Raw genomic sequence first — 23,780 nt, forward strand, 5'->3', positions numbered from 1 at the left:
GTGGGAGCTCCGCGCACGCTGATCGTCCTCGGCGGCACGACCGAGGGCCGGGCGGCCGCCGCGGCACTCGCCGGACGGCCGGGGGTGCGGGTGGTGTCGTCGCTGGCCGGGGCGGTGCGCGCACCGTCACTGCCGGACGGCGAGGTGCGGGTCGGCGGGTTCGGCGGGGCCGAGGGGCTGGCCGCGTACCTGTGCGCGGAGCGGGTGGCGGGAGTGCTGGACGCGACCCACCCGTTCGCGGCCGGGATGACCGCGAACGCGGCCGCCGCCTGCGCGGCGGCCGGCGTTCCGCTGGTGGTGCTGCGCCGGCCGGGCTGGACGGCCGGGCCGGGGGACCGCTGGCACCGGGTCGGCTCGGTCGCCGCCGCCGCCGCGGCGCTCCCGGCCCTGCTGCCCGGCGACGGTCGGGTCCTGCTGACGACCGGGCGCGGCGGGCTGGCCCGGTTCGCCGGCGTCGACGCCGCGTTCTGGATCCGCTCGGTCGACCCGCCGGACCCGCCGCTGCCTGCCCGGCACACCCTGCTGCTCGACCGCGGCCCCTTCGACCTCGATGCCGAGCGCGCCCTGCTCGACGGTGTGCGCCCGCACGTGCTGGTCACCAAGGACTCCGGCGGGACCGCGACCGCGCCGAAGCTCACCGCGGCCCGGGAGCGCGGGGTGCCGGTCGTGCTGGTGGACCGCCCGCCGCTGCCCGGCGGCGTGCCCGCCGTGTGCACCGTGGACGACGCCGTGGCCCGCCTCCTCGAGTGAGCCCGGCCTCGGGTTCGACGGCCCGGCACCCCGGCGCTCCGGATGTCCCGAGGGTGCCCCTCGGAGCGGCGCGGGCGGCGTGCGCGGCGACGGTGCTCGTCGCACCTCCGATATCCTCGCAGGACGAGTGAAAGGGGTGGCCGGTGGTCGCAGCGGTGCTGTTCGACATGGACGGGACGCTCGTCGAGTCCGACGCTGCGGTGGCCCGCTCCTGGTCGGCGTGGGCCCGCGAGTACGGGGTGCCGGCGGAGGCGCTGGACGCGGTCGCGCACGGGGTCCCGGCGGACGGCACGATCCGGTTGCTGCGCCCGGACCTGACCGGTGCCGAGCTGGACGCGGCCGCCGCGCGCCAACTGGCGCTGCAGTACGACGACCTGCACGACGTCACCGCGCTGCCCGGCGCGCACGACCTGCTCGCCGCGCTCACCGCGGCCGGGGTGCCATGGGCCGTGGTGACCAGCGCCGACCGGCGGCTGGCCCGGGCCCGGCTGGCCGCGGCCGGCATCGATCCTCCGGTGCTGGTGGCCCGGGACGACATCGCCCGCGGCAAGCCGGACCCCGAGGGCTACCGGGCTGCCGCGACCGCGCTCGGGGTGTCGCCGGGGGAGTGCCTGGTCGTCGAGGACGCCGAGGCCGGCCTCGCCGCGGGCCGCGCCGCCGGGGCCCGCACCGCGGCGCTGCGCGGACTGGACGGCGACGTGCGCCCGGCCGACCTGACCGCGCTGGCCGGGCTGCTCGGCCTCACCGTCCCGGCCCGCTGAGCAGGGCTTTCCACCCGGCGCCCGAGCCCGGCCGGCGGAGCAGCACATCTCGACCGGTCGCCGTCCCGGCCGGCCGGGCGGCGCGGGTCAGCCGGTCGTCGTCCCGGAGCCGTAGTGGCGGGGGGTGAACACGACCGGTGCGCCGCCGCGCTCGACGACCCGGGTGGTCGACGATCCGACGATCACCAGCGTGCGCATGTCCACCAGCTCCGGATCCAGCTCGCCCAGCGTGGTGACGGTGATCCGCTCGCCCGCGCCGCCGACGTCGCGGCCCAGCACCACCGGGGTCTCCGGCGCGCGGTGCTCGAGCAGCACGTCGCGGGCCGCGCCGACCTGCCACGGACGGGCCTTCGACCGCGGGTTGTAGATCGCGATCGCCAGGTCCGCGGCGGCCGCGGCGGCCAGCCGTCCGGCGACGACGTCCCAGGGCTTGAGCCGGTCGGACAGCGAGATCAGCGCGTGGTCGTGGCCCAGCGGGGCGCCCACCGACGCCGACACCGCCTGCGCCGCGGAGAGCCCGGGCAGCACTCGGACCGTGACGTCGCGGTACTTGGGCTCGGCCGCGACCTCCAGCACGGCGGTGGCCATCGCGAACACGCCGGGGTCACCGGCCGAGACGACCGCGACCCGGCGGCCGGACGCGGCCAGCTCGAGCGCGTGTGCGGACCGCTCGGACTCCACGCGGTTGTCCGAGGCGTGCCGGGTCTGGCGCGGGTTCGGCGGGACCCGGTCCAGGTAGGGCCCGTAGCCGACGAGGTCGTCGGCCTCGGCGAGCGCGGCGGCGACCTGCGGGGTCAGCCAGTCCCGCCCGGCCGGACCGGTCCCGACGACCACGACCTCGCCCGGGCCGCGGACACCGCCCTCGCCCGCGCCGGGGACGCCGCCCTCGACCGGGTCGCCCGGCGGCAGGACGCGGCGCTCGGCGTCCGGCACCGAGGACGCGACCTCGCCGGGGACCAGCGCGATCGCGAAGTAGGGCACCTCGCCCGGGTCGACCTCGGCGATCGCCCCGGTCCGCTGGTCCGGCATGGTGGCGCGCTCGACGTACCGGGCCCGGTCCAGCTTCCCGGAATCGGTCAGGGCGTCGCGCACGGCGCCGAAGGTGCGGCCGAGCTTCATCACCGCGGCCGAGTCGGTGTCGGCCAGCCGGCGGGCCAGCTCGTCGCGCGGCAGCGTCCCGGGCAGCACGGTGAGCACCTCGTCCCGCTCCACCAGCGGCCTGCCCAGCGCGGCCGACGCGGCACTGATCGAGGTGACGCCGGGGACGACCTCGGTGCGGTAGCGGCCGGCCAGCCGCTTGTGCATGTGCATGTAGGAGCCGTAGAAGAGCGGATCGCCCTCGGCGAGCAGGACGACGTCGCGCCCGGCGTCCAGGTGCGCCGCGAGCCGGGCGGCGGCCTCGGCGTAGAAGTCGTCGATCGCGCCCTGATAGCCGCCGGGATGGTCGGTGGCCTCGGTGGTGACCGGGTAGACCAGCGCCTCCTCGATCGCGGTGCCGGACAGGTGCGGTTCGGCGATCCGCCGCGCGATCGAGCGGCCGTGCCGGGCGGAGTGGTAGGCGAGCACGTCGGCGTCCCGGACCAGGCGGGCCGCCTTGATGGTGGTCAGTTCCGGGTCGCCGGGGCCGAGCCCGACGCCGTACAGGGTGCCCGCAGTGCTGTCCGGCCCCTCCGCGGGACCACGTACGTCGGGGCTCACGCGATGATCTCCTGCTCGTGGGCCAGCGCGTTCAGCGCCGCCGCGGTGATCGCCGAGCCGCCGCGCCGGCCGTGCACGACCAGGTACTCCAGGTCGGTGCGCGCGGCGAGGGCCTGCTTGGACTCGGCGGCGCCGATGAAACCGACCGGGATGCCCAGGACCGCGGCCGGTCGCGGGGCACCCCGGTCGATCAGGTCGAGCAGGTGGAACAGCCCCGTCGGGGCGTTGCCGATCGCGACCACCGCACCCTCGAACCGGTCCGCGAGCAGTTCCAGCGCCGCGGCCGAGCGCGTGTTGCCGATGCGCGCCGCGAGCTCGGGGACCCGCGGGTCGCGCAGCAGGCACAGCACCTCGTTGCCGGCGGGCAGCCGGGCCGCGGTCACGCCGGAGGCGACCATCGTCGCGTCGCAGAGGATCGGTCCGCCGTCCTTCAGCGCCCGGCGCGCGCTCTCGACGACGCCGTCCGACGCGGCGATGTCGGCCGGCAGGTCCACCTGCCCGCAGGCGTGGATCATGCGGACGGCGACGTCGGCCATACCCGGCGGCAGCCCGCACAGGTCGGCCTCGGCGCGGATCGTCGCGAACGAGCGCCGGTAGATCTCGGCGCCGTCGGTGATGTAGTCGTACCCGCTCATCGCACTCCCTCGCTGCGCTCGGTCGGCGCTGCGCGCAGGCGCTGTGTCGATGATGCGCTCGCAAGCTCGCTCAGCGGTGCTCCTCGGTCGGTTCCGGAAGGTCGGTCGGTGCCGGCAGGCCCCGCGCCAGACCGTCGATCTCGTAGGACGCCGGGCCGGTGGCGACGGCGTCGGCGTGTGGGGTGTGCGGGGCGCCGCAGCGACGGGCGCAGCCGGCGACGTGCACGGCCCGCTCGGTGCCGAGCCGGATCAGCTCCCGGGCGTGCCCGCGGACGTCGGACAGCGACTTCGCGCACCCCGGTGCGCCGGCGCACGCGCTGACCCGCAGCGCGGGATGAGCCGGGTCGACGACGAGGCCCGCGTCCCGCAGCACGCCGAGCACGCTCGACGGGTGGTGCGGCGCCGGCAGGACGAGCGTCCGCCACGGCGTGACCAGTAGTTCCGGGGCGAGGTCGGCGAGCGTGCGCACCTGCGCCGACGACAGCTCACCCAGTACCGGCGCCGCTCCCACCGCGGCGCCGTCCAGCGTCCCCACCGCCGGACCGGCTCGCCCGGCGCCCAGCGTTGCGCGATCGTCGTCCGGATCGCCGTTCGGCAACGCTCGACCGGCCGCGGATGCGTCGGCGGGGGCGGATCGGGACGCTCGGTCCCGGAGGGCGGTGGCGATCCTCGCGGCGGCGTCCGGGAGCTCCGCGGCGCGCCAGGCGCGGGCGTCCGGGTCCGCGGCGTGCTCGTCCCGCAGCGCCACGAACACCTCGGCGGCGTCGAGCAGCAGGCCGGGCGCACCGGCCGGCGAGCAGGTCAGGCCGGTGCCGGTGCCGGTCACCCGCAGCTCGCCGCCGGTGGCAGAGCCGGCGACCCAGGACAGGTCGGGGCGCTCGCCGGCGACGTCACCGCGGCCGTCGTCGAGGGCGATCAGGAACCTGCCGGGCAGGCCGGCGAGCGCCGGGCGGGCACAGAGGCCGACGTCGAGCAGGGCGGCGAGACCGCGGACGTCGGCGAGCCCGCCGGTGATGCCGGACAGCGGGGAGGCCAGCACGTTGCGGACCCGCTCGTGGGTGGTCGAGGGCAGCAGCCCGGCCGCGGCGAGCCGGGCCACCGGGCGCGGGTCGCCCGGGTCCAGGCCGCGCAGCTGCAGGTTGCCGCGCGAGGTCAGGTGGACCGCGCCGTCGCCGGCGGCGTCGGCCAGCTCGGCGACCGCCCGGAACGGGTCCGCGCCGACGACCCCGCCGGGCAGCCGGACCCGGGCCAGCGCACCGTCCGCCGCGAGGTGCGGCGACACGACGCCGGGGCAGGCGTCGGTGCGGGTGCGGGCGGGCGTCGGCACGACCGTCACTCTAGGCGGCGTCGATCGTGATCCGGCCCGCCCGGACGCGGCGGGATCGGTCACACGGCGCGGACCGGCCCGACCGCACGGCCGGCGCCCCGCGCAGGCGCCCGGTGCGCCGAGCTGCCGGCCGCCGGAGCGGCGTTCGCGTCGGCCGCGTACCCGGCGTCGGCCTGTAGGTGTCGGCCAGCGCACCGCCCGCCTCGGGACGGGCGCGGAGGTCGCCGAACGGCACGTGACTGCTCTTCGATCATCCTGGGCTCAGGGGGCGTCGGGCAGGTACCGGCGAGCCGCGGAGAAGTCCGTGCGGACCGGGGTGAGCCGGACCGGCGTCGCGGCGTCGAACGCCTCGATCATGGTCCCGTCCCCGGCGTACAGCGCGACGTGCGTGGCAGGGGAGCCCCAGAACAGCAGGTCGCCGGGCTGCAGCGCGTCCCGGTCGACCGGACGCCCGCCGCGGGCCTGGTCCGAGGCGTCCCGGCCGATCGTGACGCCGTGCAGGGCGTGCACGAGCCCGGTCAGCCCCGAGCAGTCCGGGCCGAACCCGGACCGCCCGCCCCACAGGTAGGGCCGGTCCAGGAACAGCCGCGCGGTCCGCACCAGGTCCGGGCCGGTGGGCGCGGCCGCGTCGCCGACCCGGACGTGCCCGGCGTCGGTCCAGGCGGTCCCGCCCTCGGGCAGCGCGAGCTGCACCGACTCGCCCCCGCCGGCCAGGACCGGGAGCCGGGTCCCGGCGCTGACCTCCCGCAGCCGCTCGGTGCGCGCGGTGTCGCGGTGCAGCCAAGTAGTGGCGACACCGTCGACGGTCCCCGCGGGCAGCGTCGCGGCCAGCCCGGCGAAGGTGGCGGAGTCGGTGAGCTGGGCCTGGGGGATCCATCCGGGGTAGCCGCGGTCGTCCTTGCCGCTGGGCTGGTCCGGGACCGCGACCCGCGCCCACCCGTCCTGCCGCTCGAGCACCCGTACCGGGGCGCCGTAGAGGACCTGGGTCTGGGTGCGGGACGCCGTCGTCAGCTCGCGGCGGTCGGCCACCGTCATCGCCGAGAGCCAGCCCGCCGGGTCGGCCGGGGAGCTCACGGCCGCCCGGTCCTGCGCGCGCGGGCTGGTCGGCGAGGTCCAGACGGTCGCGACCGAGACGTCGACGTGGGCCCGGTCGGCCGCCGGGAGCTCCGGCCCGGCGTGCGCGACGGACAGCGGCAGGCCGGCGGTGACACCGCAGGCGAGCAGCAGTGCGGTCACCCGGCGCAGCGCGCGGAGCGGTGAGGGCGGACGCACGGGCACGGGGGCTCCTCCGCTGGCCGGGATGGTGCGCCGCCAGGCTGCGGGCGCACCGCGCGTCCCGCCCGCAGGCACACCGGCGGGCCCCCCGGTCGGGGGTGGACGGTCATCCGGGCCGGTGACGGAGCGGGCCCGCGTCGGGGGAGACCGGGTCCGCGGACCGGCCGCTGCGGCGGTCCCACTCCGCCCGGACGTCGTCGCCGGTCGGGCGGGTCAGCAGCGACACGACGACGAACGCGACCAGCCCGGACCCGATGCCGGCGAACACCGGCTCGTTGGCGTAGAGGTCGCCGAGCGCGAGCATCGTGGCCAGCGTCGCCACGGTGCCGGCGGCCATCGCGGCGAGCGCCCCGGCCCGGGTGGCGCGCCGCCACACCAGCCCGCCGATGATCGGCACCAGCAGGCCGCCGACGAGGATGCCGTAGGCGAGGGTGAGTGCGGCGACGACGTCCTGCAGCAGGCCGGAGAGCACGATCACCACGACGCCGAACCCCGCGACCGCCCAGCGGTTCCCGGCCAGCTCGTCGTCGGAGCCGGACGTCGGCCGGAACCGGCCCAGCAGGTCCTGCTTGAACACCGTCGCCGTCGCCAGCAACGCGCCGCTGGAGGTCGACATGACCGCGGACAGCGCCGCGGCGAGCACCAGCCCGGCCGCGACGGGCGGCATCGCCGCGTCGACGATCGCGGCGAACGCGTCGTCCCGCTCGGCCAGTCCGGGCACGATGACCTGGGCGGCGGTCCCGATCAGCGCGCCGGCGACGCCGTAGGCCAGGCAGTAGACGCCCGCACCGACGCCGGCCCAGCGCGCGACACCGGGGGAGCGGGCGGTGAACACGCGCTGCCAGATGTCCTGCCCGATGAGCAGGCCGAAGCCGTAGGTCACGAAGTAGGTGAGGATCGTGCCGCCCCCGATGGAGGTGAGCGACAGCGCGTCGGCCGGGACCGCCGCGGCCAGGCCGTCCCAGCCGCCTGCCCGCCACAGCACCACGGGCAACAGCACCAGGAAGATCCCGATCGTCTGGATCAGGAACTGGACGAAGTCGGTGAGCGTCACCGACCACATCCCGCCCAGGGTCGAGTAGATGACGACCACGATCCCGCCGACCACGATCGCGGGCACCCGGCCGATGTCCAGCAGCACGCCGAAGATCGTCGCGTAGGCGATCGTCGAGGTCACCGAGAGCATCAGCGTGTAGGCCCACATGACGACGCCGGCCGGCGCGCCGAGGCCGGTGCCGTAGCGCAGCTCCAGCATCTGACCGACGGTGAACACCCCGAGCCGCTGGATCCGGGCGGAGACCAGCGACGACAGCACCAGGATCCCGCTGCCGATCGCGACGACCAGCCACATCCCGGAGATGCCGTACTCGTAGCCCAGCCCGACCCCGCCGATGGTGGAGGCCCCGCCGAGGACGACCGCGGCCATCGTCCCGGAGTACAGCCACGGCCCGAGCCGGCGTCCCGCGACGAGGAAGTCGCTGCGGTCACGGGTACGGCGGCGCCCCCAGAACCCGAAGGCGATCATGGCGGCGAGGTAGAGGACGACGACGGTGACGTCCACGGCTCAGCCCTCCGAACGGTTGGCGGCGAGCACGGACAGCAGCTCGTACGCGACGTGCGCGGCCGCGATGCCGGTGACCTCCGCGTGGTCGTAGGCCGGGGCGACCTCGACGACGTCGGCGCCGACGACGTCGGTGCCGACCAGCGCGCGCAGCACGTGCAGCAGTTCCCGACTGGTCAACCCCCCGGCCTCCGGCGTCCCGGTGCCGGGGGCGTGCGCGGGATCGAGGACGTCGATGTCGACCGAGACGTACACCGGCCCGGTACCCACCCGCTGCCGCATCCGCTCGACGACGGCCGGTAGCCCGTCGGTCTGGAACGCGTCGGTGTGGATCACCTGGAAGCCCAGGACCTCGTCGTTCGTCAGGTCCTGCTCGGAGTAGAGCGGCCCGCGGATGCCGACGTGCAGGCAGCGTGCCGGATCGAGGAGTCCCTCCTCGGCGGCGTTGCGGAACGGCGTCCCGTGGGTGATGTCGGCGCCGAAGTAGGTGTCCCAGGTGTCGAGGTGCGCGTCGAAGTGGACGACACCGACGGGGCCGTGCGTGCGCGCCACCGAGCGGAGCAGGGGCAGTGCGACCGTGTGGTCGCCGCCCAGGGCGAGCAGCGTCGTCCCGTCCGCGCGCAGCCGGTCGGCGGTCTCCTCGATCGTCCGGACCGCCTCGGCGATGTCGAACGGGTTGATGCCGAGGTCGCCGGCGTCGGCGACCTGCTGCGCCGCGAACGGCGCCGCCCCCAGCGGCGGGTGGTAGGGCCGCAGCAGCTTCGACGACGCCCGCACGTGCGCGGGCCCGAACCGCGCGCCCGGCCGGTAGGAGACCCCGGAGTCGAACGGCAACCCCAGTACCGCGACGTCCGCACGGTCGACCTCGTCGAGACGGGGTAGGCGGGCGAACGTGGCGGGACCGGCGAAACGGGGGACGGTGCTGGCGTCGACCGGGCCGACGGGCATGGGGACCTCCTTGTGCGGTTCGGCACACCGTCCTCCCCACCTGCCGCCGGAAGAAGTGACAGAACGTCGAACTCGTCGCAATCATGTTCGACATGACGTCCATGCCGCCCGACGGCGTGACCCTGCGGGCCCTGCTGGCCGACCCGGCGCTGCGGCTGGGTCGTGAGGCGGTCGACGACGCGGACCTCGACGTGTCCGTCGCCGCCGCGGCGGTGTCCGAGCTCGTGGAGCCGGGCGGCTGGCTGCAGGGTGGCGAGCTGCTGCTGACCGTCGGGTTCCTGCTGCCCGCCGACGTCGACGGCCTGACGGCCTACGCCCGGCACCTGCGCGCGCACGGCGTCGTCGCGCTCGGGATCGGGCTCGGCGCCGACCTGCCGCACCGGCGCACCCCGCCGGCGCTGGTCACCGCGACGCGGCGGGCCGGACTGCCGCTGCTGTCGGTGCCCGACGGGGTGCCGTTCATCGCCGTCACCAAGGCGGTGTTCGCCCACCGCCACGCGGCCGAGCGGGCGCGGTTGCAGTGGGCGCTGCGCACCCGGCGGGCACTGACCGCGGCTGCCGTCGCGCCGGGCGGGGCGGAGGCGGTGCTGGCCGCGCACGCCGGGGCGACCGGCCGGGCCGGGGTCGTGGTGGACCTGCTGGGACGGGTGCTGGCCGCCGCACCGGTCGAGGGTGCGGCCGAGCTGGCCGGGGAGCTGGCGACGACCGTCGCGGACGTGCGTGGGCAGGGCCTGCTCGGCGCAGCGGTCGAGGTGACGCCCGCGCCGCCGGGCGAGGCGCGCCGCCGGGAGGTCCACCCGCTCGGCGCGCGCCGGATCCGCGCCCTGCTGCTGATCGACGGCCCGGCCGGCGCTCCCGCTCACCAGGTCACCGGGGACCTGGTCTCGTTGCTGTCGCTGGAGCTCGAACGCCGGTTCGGCCTGGACTCCGCGGCTCGTCGGGACCGGGCACGGCTGCTCGCCGCCCTGGACCGCGGCGTGGTCGACGACGACGTCGCCGGACGCCGGCTCGCCGCCGCGGGAGTGCCGGAGACGGCGTTGCGGGCCGCCGTCGTCGCGGCGCCGCGCCCGGACGAGCTCGCCGCCGATCTGGCCGCGGTGTTGCCGGACGCGCTGGTCCGGGTCGCCCCCGGAGCGGAGGGCTCCGACGGGCCGGACGACGCGGCCGGGCGGGTGGAGCTGGCGGTGCCGGCGTCGGTGGACCTGGAGGCGGTCCTCGGTGCGTTCTCCGCGCAGCGGCCTGCCGGGATCGGCATCGCCGTCCGGCCCGGCGCCCTTGCGGTGTCGCTGCGGCAGGCACGCTCGGCGCTGCCCGTGGCCCGGCTGACCGGACGCCCCGCGCACGCCGACGACGTCGCCTCCAGCCGGATGCTGCTCGCCCTGCTCGACCGCGACCGGCTACGGGGGTTCGCCGACGCCGTCCTCGGTCCGTTCGACGCCGATCCGCGCGGCGCGGAGCTCGTGCGCGCGGTCGCCGCGTTCGTCGAGCACAACGGGCACTGGGCGGCGACCGCGTCGGGGCTGGGCGTGCACCGGCACACCGTGCGGAACCGGATCGAGGCCGCGGAGCGGATCAGCGGCCGGCGGCTGGACTCGGCTCAGGACCGGCACGAGCTGTGGCTGGCGCTGCGCGCCCGCGACCTCGGCCGGGCCGGCGACGGCGGCTGAGCCCGCCGGGCCGGGCGTGTGGATCACCACCGGAGGCGCGGCCTTGCTTGACGGGACACGAGCCCGCCCGTGAAGGTGAGCCCACAACCGAAGACGGCGGGCGGGAATGCAGGAAGCCGGTGCGAGTCCGGCGCGGTCCCGCCACTGTGACCCGCGCTCCGTCCCCGGCGCCGCGGACAGCCAGACACTGTCACCGCTCGCCGCGCCCGCCCGCACGCCGCCCGGCGCGCGGGCCCACCTGCTCCCGGGACGAGGATCCCGAGGAAGGTCCGGATGATGACGCCCGCCCGCACCGGGGGCACCCGGTGATCCTGCTCCTGTCCACCTCGGACACCGACCTGCTCTCAGCCCGGTCCTCGGGTGCCGACTACCGGCTCGCGAACCCGAACCGGGTGACGCGCGACGAGCTGGCCGAGATGGCCGACGCGGCCGACGTCGTCGTCGTCCGGGTGCTCGGCGGCTACCGGTACTTCGAGGAGGGCCTGGACCTGCTGCGGGCCCGGCCCACCCCGCTGGTCTGCCTGGGCGGCGAGATGGCCCCGGACGCCGAGATGATGGAGCTGTCCAGCACCCCGGCCGGGATCGCCGCGGAGGCGCACACCTACCTCGCGCAGGGCGGCACCGAGAACCTGGCGCAGCTGCACGCGTTCCTCTCCGACACCGTGCTGCTCACCGGCGAAGGCTTCGCGCCGCCGGTCGAGCTGCCCGAGTGGGGCGTCCTCGAGCGGCGCGCCGTCGAGCACGACGGCGGATACGTCGCGGTGCTCTTCTACCGCGCCCAGTACCTGGCCGGGAACACCACCTACGTCGAGGCGCTCTGCGACGCGATCGAGGCCAAGGGCGCCCGTCCGCTCCCGATCTGGTGCGCGTCGCTGCGTCAGGCCCCGGCGGCGATGCTCGACGAGCTGCGGCAGGCCGACGCCATGGTCGTCACCGTGCTCGCCGCCGGCGGTACCAAGCCTGCGTCCGCGCAGGCCGGGGGCGAGGACGAGGAGTGGGACGTCGCCGCGCTCGCCGCGCTGGACGTCCCGATCCTGCAGGGGCTGTGCCTGACGTCGTCGCGTGCCTCCTGGGAGGAGAACGACGACGGGCTGTCCCCGCTGGACGTCGCCACCCAGGTCGCCGTCCCCGAGTTCGACGGCCGGCTGATCACGGTCCCGTTCTCGTTCAAGGAGACCGACGACGACGGTCTGTCGATCTACGTGCCGGACGCCGAGCGGGCCGCCCGGGTCGCCGGGATCGCGGTCAACCACGCGACCCTGCGGCGGGTCCCGAACGCGGACAAGAAGATCGTGCTGATGCTGTCGGCGTACCCGACCAAGCACGCGCGGATCGGCAACGCGGTCGGGCTGGACACCCCGGCGTCGGCGATCGCGCTGATCCGGGCGTTGGCGGCGGCCGGATACGACACGGGAGACTTCCCGGGCGTCGAGGCCGGTGACGGCGACGCGCTGATGCATGCCCTGATCGAGGCCGGTGGGCAGGACCCGGACTGGCTGTCCGAGACCCAGCTCGCCGGGAACCCGATCCGGATCTCCGGCTCGGTGTACCGGTCGTGGTTCGAGACCCTCCCGCAGGACTTCCGTGCGGGGGTGGAGGAGCACTGGGGTGCGGCGCCGGGCGAGCACTACGTGTCGGACGGCGACATCGTCGTCGCGGCGCTGCGCAGCGGCAACGTGACGCTGATGGTGCAGCCGCCGCGCGGGTTCGGCGAGAACCCGGTCGCGATCTACCACGACCCGGACCTGCCGCCGTCGCACCACTACCTGGCGGCCTACCGCTGGCTGGCCGCGCCGGCGGCGGACGGCGGGTTCGGCGCGCACGCGATCGTGCACATCGGCAAGCACGGCAACCTGGAGTGGCTGCCCGGCAAGACGCTGGGGATGTCGGCGTCCTGCGGGACCGACGCGGTGCTCGGCGACCTGCCGCTGGTCTACCCGTTCCTGGTCAACGACCCGGGTGAGGGCACCCAGGCCAAGCGGCGCGCGCACGCCACCCTGGTCGACCACCTCATCCCGCCGATGGCCCGCGCCGAGAGCTACGGCGACATCGCGCGGCTGGAGCAGCTGCTCGACGAGCACGCCAACATCTCCGCGCTCGACCCGGCCAAGCTGCCCGCGATCCGCCAGCAGATCTGGACGCTGATGACCGCGGCGCAGATGCACAAGGACCTGGGCCTGGAGCAGCGCCCGGACGAGGACGTCTTCGACGACATGCTGCTGCACGTCGACGGCTGGCTGTGCGAGATCAAGGACGTCCAGATCCGGGACGGCCTGCACGTACTCGCGCTGGCGCCGGAGGGGGAGCAGCGGGTCGATCTGGTGCTCGCGATGCTGCGTGCGCGGCAGATGTGGGGCGGCGAGCAGTCGGTGCCGGGCCTGCGCCAGTCGCTCGGACTGGTCGAGGACGGCTCCGAGACCGGGGCCCGCACCGACGGCGTCGAGCGGGTGGCGAGGGCCCTGGTCGCCGGCATGGAGGCGCGCGGCTGGGACGCCGCCGCCGCACCGGACGTCGTCGCCGGGCACCTCGGCGCCCCCGGATCGGGCTCCGGCTCGGCCCCCGGCTCCGGCTCCGGCTCCGGCTCCGGCTCCGAAGGGCACCCTCGGGGCCCCGGCGGAGACGAGGGCGCCCCTCGGGACACCCCGGCGGGGCTCCCCGGCGCGGACCCGGCGGCCGTCGAGACGGTGCTCCGGTTCGCCGCGGACGAGGTCGTCCCCCGGCTCGACGCCACCACCCACGAGCTGGACCGGGTGCTGCACGCCCTCGACGGCGGGTTCATCCCGGCCGGGCCGTCCGGGTCGCCGCTGCGCGGGCTGATCAACGTGCTGCCGACCGGGCGGAACTTCTACTCGGTGGACCCCAAGGCGGTGCCCTCGAAGCTGGCCTGGGAGACCGGGCAGGCGATGGCCGAGTCGCTGGTCGAGCGCTACCGGGCCGACCACGGCGAGTACCCGAGCTCGGTGGGTCTGTCGGTGTGGGGGACCAGCGCCATGCGGACCTCCGGTGACGACGTCGCCGAGGTCTTCGCGCTGCTCGGCGTCCGTCCGGTGTGGGACGACGCGAGCCGCCGCGTCCGGGACCTCGAGGTGATCGACCTGGACGAGCTGGGCCGGCCGCGGATCGACGTCACCGTCCGGATCTCCGGGTTCTTCCGGGACGCGTTCCCGCACGTCCTGGCCCTGCTCGACGACGCCGTCGAGCTGGTCTCCGGACTCGACGAGCCGGCCGAGCAGAACTACGTCCGCGCCCACGTGCTGGCCGACCGGGCGCGGCACGGCGACGAGCGCCGCGCCCGCACCCGGATCTTCGGTTCCAAGCCGGGCACCTACGGCGCGGGCCTGCTGCAGCTGGTCGACTCGCGCGACTGGCGCGGCGACGCCGATCTGGCCGAGGTCTACTCCACCTGGGGTGGCTACGCCTACGGCCGTGGCCTGGACGGCGTCCCGGCCCGCGACGACATGGAGAACGCCTACCGGCGGATCGCCGTCGCGGCGAAGAACATCGACACCCGCGAGCACGACATCGCCGACTCCGACGACTACTACCAGTACCACGGCGGCATGGTCGCCACGGTGCGCGCGCTGACCGGGTCGGCGCCGGAGGCCTACGTCGGCGACTCGACCCGCCCGGAGTCGGTGCGCACCCGCAGCCTGCACGAGGAGACCGCCCGGGTCTTCCGGGCCCGCGTGGTCAACCCGCGCTGGATGGCCGCGATGCGCCGGCACGGCTACAAGGGCGCCTTCGAGATGGCCGCGACCGTCGACTACCTGTTCGGCTGGGACGCCACCACCGGCGTCATCGCCGACTGGCAGTACGAGACGCTGACCTCCGAGTACGTGCTGGATCCGGAGAACCGCAAGTTCCTCACCGACTCCAACCCGTGGGCGCTGCACGGGATGGCCGAGCGGCTGCTCGAAGCGGCCGACCGGGGCCTGTGGGAGTCGCCGGAGACGTCCACACTGGACGCGCTGCGGCAGGCGTACCTGGAGACCGAGGGCGATCTGGAGGACGACGGCTGAGGCCGCTGCCGTCGCCCACGGACCGCGACCCGTGGACGGACGGCCGGCCCCGGGGCCTCGATCCGGGCGACCGCGGATCAGTCGAAGAACTTGCGCCGGCGGATCTCGGCCCGTCGCCGGCGCAGCCGCCAGCCGGCCCGGGTGCGGACGATCTCGTCGTGGTAGTCGCCGGTCACCGGCGACCCGTCGTTCGGGAAGCCGATGAACTTGCTGTGCGCACGCACGGTGCCGTCCGGCTGCTCGTCGAGAGTCGTGTTCGTGGTGACGTGGGCGTACATGTTGCGACCCTTGAAGGTCGCGATGACGTCGTCGGCGCCGTGCAGGTCCCGGCCCCCGGTGGCGCTGCGGTCGAACACGAAGTCCTCGGCGAAGACCTCGTGCGCGCGGTCCCAGTCGTGGTCGTCGACGACGTGGCCGTAGTCGGCCAGCAGCGACCGGATCGCCCAGTGGTCCTCGGGGGTCAGCACGGTCCGGCCCGGCACGGTTCGGAGCCAACAAGCATGACGTGAGTGTGCCCGATCCGGGCTCAGCGGGGCGCCGGCGCCGGAGCGCGCAGGCCGTCCAGGACGAGATCGAGCTGGCGCACCCAGGCGCCGGGGGCCGGGTCGGCGGTGACCTCGGTGATCCGCCCCAGCCCGACCAGCAGCAGCCCGATGTCGTCCGGCGTGACGTCGGCGCGCAGGCTGCCCTCGGCCCGGGCACGGGCGACCAGGTCGGCGATGATCGGGTGCATCCGGCGCCGGCAGGCGTCGAGGTCCGGGGCGTCGTCGGGCGGACCGGCGAAGCGTTCTCGCAACCCCCGGTGGGCGACGTGCCTGGTCAGCGCGTCGACCATGAACTCGCGCAGCCCCGACCACGCGTTCGCGCCGCCGGCCGCGGCCTGCGCGGCCCGGGCCCAGGCCTCCAGGTCGTCGGCCAGCACCTCGTCGAGCAGCGCCTGCTTGGTGGCGAAGTGCCGGTACAGGCTGCCCATGCCGACCCCGGCGCGGCCGGCGATCTCGCGGACGTCGGCGTCGCAGCCGTGGGCGGCGAACGCCTGCGCGGCGGCGGCGAGGATCCGGGCCCGGGTACGTGCGGCGTCCCGGCGTGTCCCCGGCCCGGCCGGTGCGTCGTCGGTGTGCATCCGTGGTCACCTTCCTGCGGAGCGGGTGCTCCGGTCGGATGGTAGCGTCGAGGGAACGGAGCAGGTGCTCCGGATTCGTGGAGGGCGGGTCGCCCGCCGCGAGCGAACCAGTCGACGAGAAAGGACGTGGCGGTGTCGCTGCCCCTGTCGATCCTCGACCTCGCGACGGTGGGCCGGGACGAGTCCGTCGCCGACAGCCTCGCGAACAGCGTGGCCCTGGCCCGGCGCGCGGAGGAGCTGGGCTACCGGCGGGTCTGGTACGCCGAGCACCACAACATCCGCGGCATCGCGTCCTCGGCGACCAGCGTGCTGATCGGCCACGTCGCGGCGCACACCTCGACGATCCGGCTGGGCTCGGGCGGGGTGATGCTGCCCAACCACGCGCCGCTGATGATCGCCGAGCAGTTCGGCACGCTGGAGACGCTGCACCCCGGCCGGATCGACCTGGGCCTGGGGCGCGCCCCGGGTACCGACCAGAACACCCTGCGGGCGCTGCGGCGGGACCCGCGGGCGTCCGAGACCTTCCCGCGGGACGTGCAGGAACTGCAGGGATACCTGGGCGACGAGACCCTGGTCGAGGGGGTCAACGCCATCCCCGGCCGGGGCACGCACGTCCCGCTGCACATCCTGGGCTCCTCGCTGTTCGGCGCGAAGGTCGCCGCCGCGCTCGGGCTGCCGTACGCGTTCGCCTCGCACTTCGCGCCGGACGCGCTGGAGGAGGCGGTCGCGGCCTACCGCGCCGAGTTCCGGCCGTCGGAGCAGTGCAGCGAGCCGTACGTGATCGCGGGCCTGAACGTGATCGCCGCCGACGACGACGCGCAGGCGCAGCGGGAGTTCCAGATCGTCAAGCGGGCCCGGTTGAAGATGCTGATGACCGGGGGACGCACGCTGACCGAGGAGCAGGCCGACCAGGTCCTCGACTCCCCGCAGTCCGCCCCGGTGCACCAGATGGTCAAGTACTCCGCGGTCGGCACCGCCGACACGGTGGGCGCGTACCTCGACGACTTCGCCAAGCTGGCCGACGCCGACGAGCTGATCGTCGCCCACCAGCCGTCCACCCTGGAGGGCAGGCTCCGCTCCGCCGAGCTGCTCGCCGGCGTCCGCGGCTGAGACTCCGCTCGCCGGCGCCGCACCCGCCGGAATCGGCGCTGCTACAGCCGGGCCAGCGCCGCGAGCACCCGCGCGGCATCGGCGCCGAGGGCATCCCGGACCTCCCGCTCCACGGCCGCGACCCGTGGCGCCAACCCGTCGTGCAGCTCCCGGCCCCGGGCGGCGATCAGCACCAGCACCCGACGGCGGTCGATCTCGTCCGGACGCCGGTAGACCAGCCCGCGTTCCACCAGCCGATCGACGATCTTGGTCAGGGTCGGGGCCGGGACCATCACGTGCCCGGCGATCTCCGACATCGGGTGGCCGTCGCCGTCGGCGAGCAGGTCCAGCACCCGCCAGGCGTCCAGACCCGGACCGTGCGGCGGCCGCACCAGCTCGTCGATGCGGCGCTCCACCCGGTGCGCGGCGCGACCGAGCGCGGCCGCTGTGTCCAGGCGTGACTCGGCCGCGGTCTCGAGGCACGGCTCAGCGGCATTCACCCGAGGCCCCTGGGCCTCGGCGTCCGGAGTAGTGACGGGCACGCTGTCATCGTAAACACTGTCGTCTCGAAGCGGTTCGGGGCGGAGGTGACGACGGTGCGCGCCACGCTCGACGTCGCCTTCGTCGTCCCGCGCAGCGGCCCGGCCGGGCTGCTCGGTCCCGCCTGCGAGGCGTGCGGCGACCTGGCCGCGGCCCAGCTGAACTCCGACGGCGGGATGCTCGGGCGGGAGGTCCGGCTGCACCCGGTGGACGGCGGCCGGGCCCCCGCGCGAGTGGCGGCCGATGTGGCCCGGTTGCTGGCGCAGGGCACCGTGGACGCGGTGAGCGGCTGGCACATCTCCGCGGTCCGGCAGGCGATCGCCCCGGTCGTCGCGGGCCGGGTGCCCTATGTCTACGCCCCGCTCTACGAGGGCGGCGAGCGCACGCCCGGCGTGTTCCTGACCGGGGAGACCCCGCAGACCCAGGTGCTGCCCACACTGCGCTGGACGGCTGCCGAGCTCGGCGTCCGGAACTGGTGCGTGGTCGGCAACGACTACGTCTGGCCACGCGGGTCCGCCCGGACGGTGCGCCGGTGGGCGCGCAGCACCCCGGACGTCCGGGTGGTCGACGAGGTGTTCGTCCCGCTCGGGACGGAGTCGTTCGACGCCGTGCTGCGGCGGGTGCGGCGCAGCGGCGCGCAGGGCGTGCTGATGTTCCTGGTCGGCTCGGACGCGGTGCGCTTCAACCGGGCGTTCGCCGCGGCCGGGATGGATCACGGCCGGCTGCGGCTGTCCCCGCTGATGGAGGAGAACATGCTGCTCGCGACCGGTGCCGGGGCGACCCGCGGGCTGTACGCGGCGGCCGGGTTCTTCGAGACCCTCGCGACGGCGTCGGTGCTGGAGTTCTCCGCGCGCTACGCGGCCCGGTTCGGGGTCCGCGCGCCGGTGCCGGGGGCGCTGGCCGAGTCGTGCTACGAGGCGATCACCCTGCTCGGCCGGCTCGCCGCGCGGGCCGGCAGCACCGAGCCGGCCGCCCTGCTCGGGATCGCCGAGCACACCGGCTTCGACGGGCCGCGCGGCGCGGTGTCGCTGCGCGGTGCGCATCTGCGCCAGGACGTCTACCTGGCGCGAGCCGAGGGGCTCGCGTTCGACGTGCTGGCCCGGCTGCCCGGCTCTTGACCGGCGTGCTGTCCGGATGAATAGTTCCATCTGACAGCACTTCGGAGGTGTCCGTGCCCAGCTACGTCCACCGGTGCCCGGCCTGCGGCGAGTTCGAGCAGGTCCGGCCGATGTCCGACTCCGCAGCCGCGGCGTCCTGTCCGGACTGCGGGGCGTCGTCGTCGCGGGTCTTCGGCGCGCCCGGGCTGCGCGCGGTGGATCCCGGCCTGCGGCGCGCGCTGGACGCCTCGGCGGCCACTGCTGACGCGCCGGCCGTCGTGCGGGCGGTGCCGGGCCGGTCCCGGCGCGCCACACCCGTCACCCGGGACCCGCGGCACGCCCGCCTGCCGCGCCCATGAGCCCGCCCGCCCGCCCATGAGCCCGCCCGCCCGTGTCTCTGAGCGATCCCTCCAGACAGGAGTCCCGCCGTGCCCGATGTGGTGTTCACCGTCGACCAGGCGACGTCCATGCGCGACCAGGCCGTCCCCGGCCACAACCGCTGGCACCCGGACATCCCGCCCGCGGTCACCGTCCGTCCGGACTCGACGATCCGTGTGGAATGTCGCGAGTGGACCGACGGACAGATCGGGAACAACGACTCGGCGAACGACGTGCGCGACGTCGACCTGTCCGTCGCACACATGCTCTCCGGGCCGATCGCCGTCGAGGGTGCCGAGCCGGGTGACCTGCTCGTCGTCGACATCCTCGATCTCGGCCCGGTCCCGCAGGAGGTCGGGGACAAGCCCGGCCAGGGCTGGGGCTACACCGGGATCTTCTCGAAGCAGAACGGTGGCGGGTTCCTCACCGACACCTTTCCGGACGCCTACAAGGCGATCTGGGACTTCGCCGGCCAGAAGGCGACGTCGCGGCACGTCCCCGGTGTCTCCTACACCGGGATCACCCACCCCGGCCTGTTCGGGACGGCCCCGTCGCCCGAACTGCTGTCGCGGTGGAACGCCCGCGAGCGCGCGCTGATCGCCACCGACCCGGACCGCGTCCCGGCACTGGCGCTGCCGCCGCTGGAGGAGTCCACACTGGCCGGTACGGCGACCGGCGACGCCGCCGCGGCGATCGCCCGGGACGGCGCGCGCACAGTGCCGGCCCGGGAGAACGGCGGCAATCACGACATCAAGAACTTCACCCGCGGCTCGCGGGTCTTCTACCCGGTGCACGTCCCGGGAGCCCTGTTCTCCGGCGGCGACCTGCACTTCTCCCAGGGGGACGGCGAGATCACCTTCTGCGGCGCCATCGAGATGGGCGGGTTCATCGACTTCCACGTCGACCTGATCAAGGGCGGGATGGCGACCTACGGCGTCACCACCAACCCGATCCTGATGCCGGGCAACGTCGAGCCGCGCTACTCGGAGTTCGTCACGTTCATCGGGATCGGCGTCGACCACACCACCGACACCCAGCTCTACAACGACGCCACCGTCGCCTACCGCAACGCCTGCCTCAACGCCGTCGCCTACCTGGAGAAGTTCGGCTACTCCGGCCCGCAGGCCTACCTGCTGCTCGGGTCGGCGCCGATCGAGGGCCGGGTCTCGGGCGTCGTCGACATCCCGAACGCCTGCTGCTCGCTCTACCTGCCCACCGCGATCTTCGACGACGACATCCGGCCCTCCGCGGCCGGTCCGGTGCGCAGGGATCGGGGCAGCTGCGCGGTGAGCTCGTGACCTACTACGGCCGGGACGTCCCGTACGAGACGTTCGAGATCCCGGACTTCCGGCTCGCGTGTGGACGGACGTTGCGCCCGGCCCGGATCGCCTACCGCACCTACGGCACGCTGAACACCGCCAAGGACAACGCCGTCGTCTACCCGACCTGGTACTCGGGCCGGCACTGGGACAACGAGTGGCTGATCGGGGAGGGCAAGGCGCTCGACCCGGCGCGCTGGTTCGTGATCGTGCCGAACATGCTCGGCAACGGCCTGTCGAGCTCGCCGTCGAACGCGCCACACCCGGACGACGGCCCGTCCTTCCCGGCGATCCGGGTGCTCGACAACGTCAACGCCCAGCACCGCCTGGTCACCGAGCGGTTCGGGATCTCCACGCTGGCCCTGGTGCTGGGCTGGTCGATGGGGGCGGGCCAGACCTACCAGTGGGCGGTCAGCCACCCCGAGATGGTGGCGCGGATGCTGCCGTTCTGCGGATCGCCGCGGACGGCCCCGCACAACCAGGTGTTCCTGGACTCGCTGCGGGCGGCGCTGCAGGCGTCGGTCGGCTTCGACGGCGGCCGCTACCCGGCCGGGAAGTGGCCGGTGCAGGGGCTGCGGGCGTTCGGCCGTATCTACGCGGGGTGGGGGTTCTCCCAGGCGTTCTACCGGGACGAGGTGTGGCGCGAGCTGGGGTACTCCTCGCTGGAGGACTTCGTCGTCGGGTTCTGGGAGGCGTTCTTCCTCGACGGGCGGGACCCGAACAACCTGCTCACGATGCTCGACACCTGGTGGCACGGCGACGTCGGTGCGACGCCCGGGTTCTCCTCCACCGAGGAGGCGCTCGCCTCGATCCGGGCGAAGGCGATCATCATGCCGGCCGAGAAGGACCTCTACTTCCCGCCCGAGGACGAGGCCTGGGCGGTGTCGCACATGACCAACGGGGCCGAGCTGCGGGTCATCCCCGGGGTCTGGGGGCACTTCGCCGGCGGTGGGGAGAACCCGGTCGACACGGCGTTCATCGACGCCGCCGTGCGGGAGCTGCTGGCGGGGCCGGGCGGCGCAGCCGCCCCGCTACGGTGACTCCCATGCAGGAACCCGATGACGTGGACCGGGCGACCGACCTGCTGGCCCGGGCTCGCCGGGTCAGCGTCCTGACCGGGGCCGGGGTGTCCACCGACTCGGGCATCCCGGACTTCCGCGGCCCGCAGGGCGTGTGGACGCGCAACCCGGAGGCCGAGCGGCTGTCCACGTTCCAGGACTACCGCGACGACCCGGAGATCCGCCGCGAGTCCTGGCGGCAGCGGGTCGCGCACCCGGTCTGGTCGGCCCGCCCGGGACCGGCGCACGACGCGCTGGTGTCCCTGGAGCGCTCCGGGCGGCTGCGGGCCCTGCTCACCCAGAACATCGACGAGCTGCACCAGGCCGCGGGATCGGCGCCGGAGCTGGTGGTGGAGCTGCACGGCACCATGCACCACACCGAGTGCCTGTCCTGCGGCGCCCGGGCCCCGATGTCCGAGGCGCTGGAGCGGGTCTCCGGCGGCGAGGTGGACCCGCCGTGCCCGTACTGCGGCGGGATCCTCAAGTCCGCGACGATCTCGTTCGGAGAGGCGCTGGACGCCGACGTGCTGCGCCGGGCCCGGGACGCCGCGATGGACTGCGACGTGCTGCTCGCCGTGGGCACCTCGCTCGGAGTGCATCCGGCGGCCGGCCTGGTCGACGTCGCCGCCTGGGCCGGGGCCGACGTCGTGATCGTCAACGCCGAGCCGACCCCGTACGACGACGTCGCGGCCGTCGTGCTGCGCGGTGGGATCGGCGAGCTCCTGCCGGCGATCGTCGGCGGCACACCCGGCTGAGCCGCCGCCCGCCGCCCCGCAGCAGCCCCCGTAGCAGCCCCGGAGGCCGCCGGGCGGTCAGCGCCGGGAGAGCGGACCCCCGCCGGACCGGATGCGGGTCGTGCTGCGGCGGCTGCGCCAGCGGGTCCCGAACAGGGCGCCTGCCCAGGACACGGTCCGGCCGTGCCGGGATCGGCGGACGCTGCGCCAGATCGGCAGCGGCCCGAGCCTGCGCCGGGTGCGGTGGGTCATGGGTGCCTCCCGTCCGGTCTCGGCCGGTTCGGTGCCGACCGTACGCCGGGTTCGGGGGCGGTGTCCCGAGGTGATCGCGGACCCGGTGTCGATCGGCGCCCTCGACGGCACCGATCGACACCCGGACGACGATCCCCGGCGACAGCTCACCCCGGGACGCGGGTGCGGCCGGCGATCGCGGCCCCGGTGACCGCCAGCACCGCGACCACCGCCAGCAGCACCGGCAGCGCGACGGCGGGGGAGACCAGCAGCACCAGCAGCGCCCCGCCGAGCCCGATGAACGACGCCGTCGCCAGCTGGTCGAGCAGCTGCGCCGACGACGAGTGACGGCCGACGTCGGCGGCGTCCGAGTGCGCCAGGGTGAGGTAGGCGATCGCCGAGAACGCCAGCCCCATGCCCAGCCCGGACAGCCCCCAGAAGCAGATCGCGAGCCACCCCGGGAGCAGCCCCGCCGCGACCGGCAGCAGGCCGAGCTGGCCGGCGGCGATCGTCGCGAACCCGGTGCGCAGCATCGCCGACCGGTCCAGCTCCGGCCGTCTGCCCTGCCACGCCGCGGCGCCGGACCAGCCCAGCGAGGCCACGACCAGGGGCGTCCCGGCCGCGGCGAGCGACCAGCCGTGGGTGCTGGTCAGCACCAGTGGCAGGTACGAGCCGACGGTGAAGAACGCCCCCGCGACCAGCCCGCGGGCCGCGACCACCGACGCGATCCCGAGCCGCGCCGCGAGCACCCCGCCGGGCAGCAGCCGGCGCAGCGCCGGGACCAGCATCACCAGAGCGAGCGCACCGACGGCCGCGCCGCGGGCGTCGAGGGTCTCGAAGGCCCAGCTCAGCCCGGCGACGCCGAGCGCGGCGGCGAGGGCGGCGAGCACCAGCCCGGTACCGCCCCGGCCGTCCCGCACCCCGGCCGGCGGGCCGAGCGCGCGCACCGCGGGCAGCACCAGCGCCAGCGCGAGCCCGACCAGCGGGAGCAGGCCGAGGAAGACCCAGTGCCAGGACAGCCGCTCGGTCACCAGGCCGGCCAGCGGTGGCCCGGCCAGCGAGGGCAGCACCCACGCCGAGGAGATCAGCCCGAACACCGCGGGCCGCAGCCGCGTCGGGTAGACCTCGGCGACCAGCACGTACACCGCGACCCCGCCGATCCCGGCGCCGAGTCCCTGCAGCACCCGGCCGGCCAGCAGCTGCCCCATCGCATCGGCCGAGCCCGCCACCGCCAGGCCGACGCCGAACACCGCGGGCGCGGCGAGCAGCGGCAGGCGCGGGCCCCGGGCGTCGCACCAGCGGCCGCCGAACGCGGTCCCGAACACGGCCGCGGCCAGGAACAACACGAACGGCCAGGCGTAGCGCGTCACCCCGCCGAGGTCCGCGACGACGGCCGGCATCGCCGTCCCGACGCCCATCGACTCGAACGCGGTCAGGCTGATCAGCAGCAGGATGCCGACCGTCGTCGGGGCCCGGCCCTCGGCCCAGACACCCGGCTGCGTCGCGCGCCCCCCGAGTGTCCCCGCCACGCGGCTCACCCTGCGCCCTGAACCGGGGTGCAGGTCAACCG

The 23,780-nt window shown here is 75.4% G+C and carries 21 protein-coding genes and 1 riboswitch; of the genes, 10 read left to right on the top strand and 11 right to left on the bottom strand.

Annotation, left to right across the window (positions count from 1 at the left end; genetic code table 11):
* Together ACLFMI_RS12965 and ACLFMI_RS12970 are read left to right on the top strand one after the other, a co-directional pair.
* Entirely contained in the window at positions 1-750 is a 750-nt protein-coding gene (locus ACLFMI_RS12965; RefSeq protein ID WP_410948070.1) for a cobalt-precorrin-6A reductase, read from the top strand.
* 143 nt (positions 751-893) lie between these two features.
* Positions 894-1,511: an HAD-IA family hydrolase gene (locus ACLFMI_RS12970; RefSeq protein WP_410948071.1), complete on the top strand. Its 618-nt coding sequence runs from the start codon at positions 894-896 to the stop codon at positions 1,509-1,511.
* Positions 1,512-1,598: 87 nt separating this feature from the next.
* Here ACLFMI_RS12970 and ACLFMI_RS12975 read toward each other — a convergent pair whose 3' ends face one another.
* The 6 genes from ACLFMI_RS12975 to speB form a co-directional block, all read right to left on the bottom strand.
* Positions 1,599-3,209 (bottom strand): precorrin-2 C(20)-methyltransferase, encoded by a 1,611-nt coding sequence (locus tag ACLFMI_RS12975; protein ID WP_410948072.1) that lies wholly within the window; start codon positions 3,207-3,209, stop codon positions 1,599-1,601.
* The gene (locus tag ACLFMI_RS12980; protein ID WP_410948073.1) at positions 3,206-3,844 is read right to left on the bottom strand and encodes a precorrin-8X methylmutase; all 639 of its coding nucleotides are present in this window, start codon (positions 3,842-3,844) and stop codon (positions 3,206-3,208) included. Before ACLFMI_RS12980 ends, ACLFMI_RS12975 begins: the two co-directional genes overlap by 4 nt.
* 70 nt (positions 3,845-3,914) lie before the next feature.
* A complete protein-coding gene (locus tag ACLFMI_RS12985; protein WP_410948074.1) occupies positions 3,915-5,171 on the bottom strand; it encodes a precorrin-3B synthase in 1,257 nt (418 codons plus the stop codon).
* 261 nt (positions 5,172-5,432) lie between these two features.
* Positions 5,433-6,449, bottom strand: coding sequence for a C40 family peptidase (locus ACLFMI_RS12990; RefSeq protein ID WP_410948075.1), 1,017 nt, complete (start codon positions 6,447-6,449; stop codon positions 5,433-5,435).
* 103 nt (positions 6,450-6,552) lie between these two features.
* Positions 6,553-8,007 (bottom strand): sodium:solute symporter family protein, encoded by a 1,455-nt coding sequence (locus ACLFMI_RS12995; RefSeq protein WP_410948076.1) that lies wholly within the window; start codon positions 8,005-8,007, stop codon positions 6,553-6,555.
* Between the two features lie 3 nt (positions 8,008-8,010).
* The gene (gene speB, locus ACLFMI_RS13000; protein WP_410948077.1) at positions 8,011-8,955 is read right to left on the bottom strand and encodes an agmatinase; all 945 of its coding nucleotides are present in this window, start codon (positions 8,953-8,955) and stop codon (positions 8,011-8,013) included.
* Between the two features lie 92 nt (positions 8,956-9,047).
* Between speB and ACLFMI_RS13005 the strand changes: the two genes are divergently transcribed.
* Positions 9,048-10,622 (top strand): PucR family transcriptional regulator, encoded by a 1,575-nt coding sequence (locus ACLFMI_RS13005; RefSeq protein ID WP_410948078.1) that lies wholly within the window; start codon positions 9,048-9,050, stop codon positions 10,620-10,622.
* Between the two features lie 109 nt (positions 10,623-10,731).
* A riboswitch (cobalamin riboswitch) is annotated at positions 10,732-10,812 on the top strand.
* 115 nt (positions 10,813-10,927) lie between these two features.
* Positions 10,928-14,641: a cobaltochelatase subunit CobN gene (locus tag ACLFMI_RS13010; protein ID WP_410948079.1), complete on the top strand. Its 3,714-nt coding sequence runs from the start codon at positions 10,928-10,930 to the stop codon at positions 14,639-14,641.
* A gap of 77 nt (positions 14,642-14,718) precedes the next feature.
* Here the strand turns inward: ACLFMI_RS13010 and ACLFMI_RS13015 are convergent, their stop codons facing one another.
* A complete protein-coding gene (locus tag ACLFMI_RS13015) occupies positions 14,719-15,123 on the bottom strand; it encodes a nuclear transport factor 2 family protein (protein ID WP_410948080.1) in 405 nt (134 codons plus the stop codon).
* 44 nt (positions 15,124-15,167) lie between these two features.
* On the bottom strand, positions 15,168-15,764 hold the full coding sequence (locus ACLFMI_RS13020; RefSeq protein WP_410948081.1) for a TetR/AcrR family transcriptional regulator: 597 nt from the start codon (positions 15,762-15,764) through the stop codon (positions 15,168-15,170).
* Positions 15,765-15,896: 132 nt separating this feature from the next.
* Between ACLFMI_RS13020 and ACLFMI_RS13025 the strand changes: the two genes are divergently transcribed.
* Positions 15,897-16,874, top strand: a complete 978-nt coding sequence (locus ACLFMI_RS13025; RefSeq protein ID WP_410948082.1) for an LLM class flavin-dependent oxidoreductase — start codon at positions 15,897-15,899, stop codon at positions 16,872-16,874.
* A 41-nt stretch (positions 16,875-16,915) separates the two neighbouring features.
* Here the strand turns inward: ACLFMI_RS13025 and ACLFMI_RS13030 are convergent, their stop codons facing one another.
* Positions 16,916-17,395, bottom strand: a complete 480-nt coding sequence (locus ACLFMI_RS13030) for a MarR family winged helix-turn-helix transcriptional regulator (RefSeq protein ID WP_410948083.1) — start codon at positions 17,393-17,395, stop codon at positions 16,916-16,918.
* A gap of 54 nt (positions 17,396-17,449) precedes the next feature.
* Here ACLFMI_RS13030 and ACLFMI_RS13035 point away from each other — a divergent pair, with 54 nt between their 5' ends.
* The 5 genes from ACLFMI_RS13035 to ACLFMI_RS13055 all read left to right on the top strand — a co-directional run bounded on the left by ACLFMI_RS13035 (position 17,450) and on the right by ACLFMI_RS13055 (position 22,000).
* Positions 17,450-18,511, top strand: coding sequence for a substrate-binding domain-containing protein (locus ACLFMI_RS13035; protein ID WP_410948084.1), 1,062 nt, complete (start codon positions 17,450-17,452; stop codon positions 18,509-18,511).
* A gap of 53 nt (positions 18,512-18,564) precedes the next feature.
* A complete protein-coding gene (locus ACLFMI_RS13040; protein ID WP_410948085.1) occupies positions 18,565-18,849 on the top strand; it encodes an FmdB family zinc ribbon protein in 285 nt (94 codons plus the stop codon).
* Positions 18,850-18,918: 69 nt separating this feature from the next.
* The gene (gene fmdA / locus ACLFMI_RS13045; protein WP_410948086.1) at positions 18,919-20,166 is read left to right on the top strand and encodes a formamidase; all 1,248 of its coding nucleotides are present in this window, start codon (positions 18,919-18,921) and stop codon (positions 20,164-20,166) included.
* On the top strand, positions 20,163-21,227 hold the full coding sequence (locus ACLFMI_RS13050; protein WP_410948087.1) for an alpha/beta fold hydrolase: 1,065 nt from the start codon (positions 20,163-20,165) through the stop codon (positions 21,225-21,227). The genes fmdA and ACLFMI_RS13050 overlap by 4 nt, the downstream gene beginning before the upstream one ends.
* Before the next feature lie 5 nt (positions 21,228-21,232).
* Entirely contained in the window at positions 21,233-22,000 is a 768-nt protein-coding gene (locus tag ACLFMI_RS13055) for an SIR2 family NAD-dependent protein deacylase (RefSeq protein WP_410948088.1), read from the top strand.
* A gap of 57 nt (positions 22,001-22,057) precedes the next feature.
* On the opposite strand, the gene ACLFMI_RS13060 is transcribed toward ACLFMI_RS13055, so the two are convergent.
* Both ACLFMI_RS13060 and ACLFMI_RS13065 read right to left on the bottom strand, forming a co-directional pair.
* Complete coding sequence (locus tag ACLFMI_RS13060) at positions 22,058-22,231, bottom strand: hypothetical protein (protein WP_410948089.1); 174 nt, start codon at positions 22,229-22,231, stop codon at positions 22,058-22,060.
* Between the two features lie 146 nt (positions 22,232-22,377).
* On the bottom strand, positions 22,378-23,739 hold the full coding sequence (locus ACLFMI_RS13065) for an MFS transporter (RefSeq protein ID WP_410948090.1): 1,362 nt from the start codon (positions 23,737-23,739) through the stop codon (positions 22,378-22,380).
* Between the last annotated feature and the right edge of the window lie 41 nt (positions 23,740-23,780).

This window comes from Pseudonocardia nantongensis, from assembly GCF_046546495.1.
Taxonomy (GTDB): Bacteria; Actinomycetota; Actinomycetes; order Mycobacteriales; family Pseudonocardiaceae; genus Pseudonocardia; species Pseudonocardia nantongensis.